General features: G+C 69.6%; 4 protein-coding genes. All 4 read right to left on the bottom strand.

Features of this window, described 5'->3' with window-relative positions; all coding sequences use genetic code 11:
- Positions 1-57: 57 nt before the first annotated feature.
- From kdpC to kdpF, 4 genes are read right to left on the bottom strand one after another with little or no spacing between them, the layout of a single operon-like run.
- A complete protein-coding gene (kdpC, locus tag ACFU7Y_RS39990; protein ID WP_224280382.1) occupies positions 58-693 on the bottom strand; it encodes a potassium-transporting ATPase subunit KdpC in 636 nt (211 codons plus the stop codon).
- A 21-nt stretch (positions 694-714) separates the two neighbouring features.
- A complete protein-coding gene (gene kdpB, locus ACFU7Y_RS39985) occupies positions 715-2,823 on the bottom strand; it encodes a potassium-transporting ATPase subunit KdpB (RefSeq protein WP_224280380.1) in 2,109 nt (702 codons plus the stop codon).
- Complete coding sequence (kdpA, locus tag ACFU7Y_RS39980) at positions 2,823-4,487, bottom strand: potassium-transporting ATPase subunit KdpA (RefSeq protein ID WP_224280378.1); 1,665 nt, start codon at positions 4,485-4,487, stop codon at positions 2,823-2,825. Before kdpA ends, kdpB begins: the two co-directional genes overlap by 1 nt.
- A 1-nt stretch (position 4,488) precedes the next feature.
- A complete protein-coding gene (gene kdpF, locus ACFU7Y_RS39975; protein WP_045693083.1) occupies positions 4,489-4,578 on the bottom strand; it encodes a K(+)-transporting ATPase subunit F in 90 nt (29 codons plus the stop codon).
- Positions 4,579-5,023 lie beyond the last annotated feature (445 nt).

The raw sequence follows: 5,023 nt of genomic DNA, 5'->3' as shown, positions 1-5,023 counted from the left end.
CGGGAGAGGTGCTCCCGCGACCGGGCCGGCCGGGTCATGCGTGTGCGTGATGTGGTGTCACTTCTGATCGCCTAGAGCCTTGTTGAGCAGGACGACGTTGACGCCCTCGTTGCCGAGGAAGCCGAGCGAGCGGCTCTCGGTGTACTCGTCGACCAGCTTGGTCACCGTCTCCACCGGCAGGTTGCGGTTCCTGGCGACCCGGTCGACCTGCTCCTTGGCGTACGCGACGGAGATGTGCGGGTCGAGGCCGGAGCCGGAGGCGGTCAGCGCGTCGGCCGGGACGCTCGCCGGGTCGACGCCGTCGAACGCGGCGACGGCGGCGCGGCGGTCGTTGACGGCCTTCAGCAGGTCCTCGTTGTCGGGGCCGAGGTTGCTGGCACTGGAGGAGGAGGCGTCGTAGCCGGTCCCGGCCGCGGAGGGGCGGGGCTGGAACCACTTCGGGTCCGGCTGGGCCTCCTCCTTCGGGTCGTCCGGGTTGGCCTTGGGCAGGTTGAAGCTCTGGCCGACCAGGCTGGAGCCGATCTCCTTGCCGTCGGACTCCACCGGCGAGCCGTTCGCCTTGTCGGTGAAGGCGACCTGGGAGATGCCGGTGATCAGCAGCGGGTACGCGACCCCGAGGATCACGGTCAGCACCAGGAGTACCCGCAGGGCCGTGAGGTGGGTCCGCACGACGGCGGGCAGGGGCTTGGACATGGTTTTCTCTCCTTCCCCGCGTCAGTTGAGGCCGGGGATGAACTGGACGATCAGGTCGATCAGCTTGATGCCGACGAACGGCACCACCAGGCCGCCGAAGCCGTAGATCCCGATGTTGCGGCGCAGCAGCGAGCTGGCGTCGGACGGGCGGTAGCGCACGCCGCGCAGGGCGAGCGGGATCAGGCCGATGATGACCAGGGCGTTGAAGATGATCGCCGAGGTGATCGCGGACTGCGGGCTGTGCAGGCCCATGATGTTGAGGTGGCTCAGGCCCGGGTAGACCCCGGCGAACATCGCGGGGATGATCGCGAAGTACTTGGCCACGTCGTTGGCGATCGAGAAGGTGGTCAGCGCGCCGCGGGTGATCAGCAGCTGCTTGCCGATCTCCACGATCTCGATCAGCTTGGTCGGGTTGGAGTCCAGGTCGACCATGTTGCCGGCCTCCTTGGCCGCCATGGTCCCGGTGTTCATCGCGACACCGACGTCGGCCTGGGCGAGCGCGGGGGCGTCGTTGGTGCCGTCGCCGGTCATCGCGACCAGCTTGCCGCCCTCCTGCTCCTTCTTGATCAGGGCCATCTTGTCCTCGGGCGTGGCCTCGGCGAGGAAGTCGTCCACGCCGGCCTCCTCCGCGATCGCCTTGGCGGTCAGCGGGTTGTCGCCCGTGATCATGATGGTCTTGATGCCCATCCGGCGGAGCTCGTCGAAGCGCTCCCGCATGCCCTCCTTGACCACGTCCTTGAGGTGGATGACCCCCAGGACGCGGGCGGGCTCGCTGCCGAGCCTGGTGGCCACCACCAGCGGGGTGCCACCGGCCGCGGAGATGCCGTCGACCAGGGCCGAGACCTCGTTGCCGACCGAACCGCCGTTCCCGGTGACCCAGTTGGTGACCGCGCCGGCGGCTCCCTTGCGGACCTGGTGGACCCCTTCGGCCTCGTCCAGGTCGACACCCGACATCCGGGTCTGGGCGGTGAACGGGACCCAGGTGGCGTGGGTCAGCTCGCCCTGGGCGCGGGCCCGCAGGCCGTACTCGGTCTTGGCCAGGACCACGATCGAGCGGCCCTCCGGGGTCTCGTCCGCGAGGGAGGAGAGCTGCGCCGCGCTGGCCAGCTCGTCGGTGCCCACGCCCGGGGCGGGCAGGAACTCGGCGGCCTGGCGGTTGCCCAGGGTGATGGTGCCGGTCTTGTCGAGCAGCAGGGTGTTGACGTCGCCGGCGGCCTCGACGGCGCGGCCGGACATCGCCAGCACGTTGCGCTGCACCAGGCGGTCCATGCCGGCGATGCCGATCGCGGAGAGCAGCGCGCCGATGGTGGTCGGGATGAGCGCCACGATCAGGGCGACCAGGACGATCATCGACTGCGGGGCGCCCGCGTAGGTGGCCATCGGCTGGAGCGTGACGACCGCGACCAGGAAGACGATGGTCAGCGAGGCCAGCAGGATGTTGAGCGCGATCTCGTTCGGCGTCTTCTGCCGGGCGGCGCCCTCGACCAGGGCGATCATGCGGTCGATGAACGACTTGCCGGGCTCCGAGGCGATCTTCACCACGATCCGGTCGGACAGCACCTTGGTGCCGCCGGTCACCGCGGAGCGGTCGCCGCCGGACTCGCGGATGACGGGCGCGGACTCGCCGGTGATCGCCGACTCGTCGACGCTCGCGACGCCCTCGACCACGTCGCCGTCGCCGGGGATGATCTGCCCGGCCTCGACCACCACGTGGTCGCCGAGCCGCAGCGCGGTGCCGGGCACCTCCTCCTCGGCCCGGGTCGCGGGCCAGTCGGTGAGCCGACGGGCGACGCTCTCGGTCTTGGTCTTGCGCAGGGTGTCGGCCTGGGCCTTGCCGCGGCCCTCGGCGACGGCCTCCGCCAGGTTGGCGAAGACCGTGGTGAGCCAGAGCCAGACGGTGATCGCCCAGGCGAACACGGACGGGCTGGCGATCGCGGAGACCGTGGTGACCACCGAGCCGACCTCGACCACGAACATCACCGGGTTCTTGACCATCACCCGGGGGTCGAGCTTCTTCACCGCGTCCGGCAGGGACGCGACGATCAGTTTCGGGTCGAGCAGGCCGCTCGCCACTCTGTGCGGCTCGGCAGTGGTACCGGCCGGTGCGGGGTTGAGCGTAGGGGTGGACATCAGGAGGACAGACCTTCCGCGATCGGCCCGAGAGCCAGGGCCGGGAAGTAGGTGAGGCCGACGACGATCAGGATCACGCCCGACAGCAGGCCCACGAACAGCGGCTTGTGGGTGGGCAGGGTGCCCGGGGTGGCCGGGACCGGCTGCTGCTGGGCGAGCGAGCCGGCCAGCGCCAGGACGAAGACGATCGGCAGGAGACGGCCGAAGATCATCGCCAGGCCGAGCGCGGTGTCGTACCAGTCGGTGTTGACGGTGATGCCGCCGAAGGCCGAGCCGTTGTTGTTGGCGGCCGAGGTGAAGGCGTACAGCACCTCGGAGAAGCCGTGGGCGCCCGAGTTGAGCATCCCGGCGCGCTCGCCCGGCAGGGCCATCGCCACACCCGTGCCGACCAGCACGATCGTCGGCGTGGTGAGGATGTACAGGGAGGCGAACTTCATCTCCCGGCCGCCGAGCTTCTTGCCCAGGTACTCGGGGGTGCGTCCGACCATCAGGCCGGCCACGAACACCGCGACGACCGCCAGCACCAGCATGCCGTACAGGCCGGAGCCCACACCGCCGGGCGCGATCTCGCCCAGCATCATGTTGAAGACCGTCAGCCCGCCGCCGAACGGCGTGTACGAGTCGTGGAAGGAGTTCACCGCGCCGGTCGAGGTCAGCGTGGTCGACGCGGCGAACAGCGAACTGGCGGCGATGCCGAAGCGCTGCTCCTTGCCCTCCATCGCGGCGCCCGCGGCCTGCAGGGCGCTGCCCTGGTGCTGCGACTCGGCGAAGGTGAGCAGGGCCACCGAGGCGACCCAGAACAGGCCCATCACGGCGACGATCGCGTAGCCCTGGCGGTTGTCCCCCACCATCCGGCCGAAGGTCCGAGGCAGAGCGAACGGGATCAGCAGTATCAGGAAGATCTCGACCAGGTTGGTGAAGCCGGTCGGGTTCTCGAACGGGTGCGCCGAGTTGGCGTTGAAGAAGCCGCCGCCGTTGGTGCCGAGCAGCTTGATGACCTCCTGGGAGGCCACCGGACCGCCCGGGATCTTCTGCACCTCGCCCGCGAGGGTGGTCACCTCGTGGAAGCCGTGGAAGTTCTGGATCACGCCGTTGGCGGCCAGGACCAGGGCGAAGACGACCGAGATCGGCAGCAGCAGGCGCAGGCTGATCCGGGTGAGGTCGACCCAGAAGTTGCCGACCCGGTCCGTCCTGTTACGGGTGAAGCCCCGGATCAGCGCGGCGACGACGGCGATGCCGACGGCCGCGGAGACGAAGTTCTGCACCGCCAGGCCCGCCATCTGCGCCAGGTGGCCCATCGCGGACTCGCCGCCGTAGGACTGCCAGTTGGTGTTGGCGACGAACGAGATCGCGGTGTTCCAGGCCTGGTGGCCCTCCATCTGCGGAACGCCCAGGTTCAGCAGCAGGTAGCCCTGGAGACGGATCAGGCCGTAGAGGAAGAGGACCGAGACGGCCGAGAAGGCCAGCACCGAACGCAGGTACGCCGGCCAGCGCTGATCGGCGTCGCCGTCGACGCCGATCACCTTGTAGATGCCGCGCTCGACTCTGAGGTGCTTGGCGGAGGTGAGGAGCTTGGCGATGTAATCGCCGAGGGGCCGGTAGCACAGGACCAGCGCGCCGACGAGGGCGAGGACCTGGAGCCAGCCCGCGAGAGTGGATCCCATGTCAGAACTTCTCCGGGAAGATCAGCGCCACGACGAGATAGCCGACGAGCGCGACGGCCACGACCAGACCAGCGATGTTCTCGGCACTCATGCGCCCACCTCGCTGCGCTCGGCGGGCGCTTCGCGCAACACGCCCCTGTTGATGGTTCGCTCGCTGCGCTCGTTCACAGCTTCTCCACCCCCCGCGCGATCAGGGCGATGACGGCGAACACGGCGACCGTGACACCGACGTAGATGAGATCGGACATGGGCTCCACCAGAGTGGTTCGGGAGATGCCGCGACCTGGGCCGAAGGGGCTCGTGCGGCACCGGCGGACGACCGGCAGATGCAGCAAAGCAGCCGTCAGGGGCGCGTTATGGCTCCCTGACGCCCTCCATACGGGTGATAGCGCGACGTTGACGCGACGTTGACGGGCGCTTCATCGGACCGAGACCGTCGTGATCGGGCCGAGATCCGGGGGCGTGCCGGCGACGGGGTCCGGCGGCGGCCCGACGGCGTGCCGGGGAACGGAACGGCCCCGGACGGCAGGTTGCCG

Origin of the sequence: Kitasatospora sp. NPDC057542 (assembly GCF_042801945.1) — a bacterium.
Classification (GTDB): domain Bacteria; phylum Actinomycetota; class Actinomycetes; order Streptomycetales; family Streptomycetaceae; genus Kitasatospora.
The sequence above is the reverse complement of the archived record's forward strand: the minus strand, read 5'-3'. Positions and strand labels throughout refer to the sequence as shown.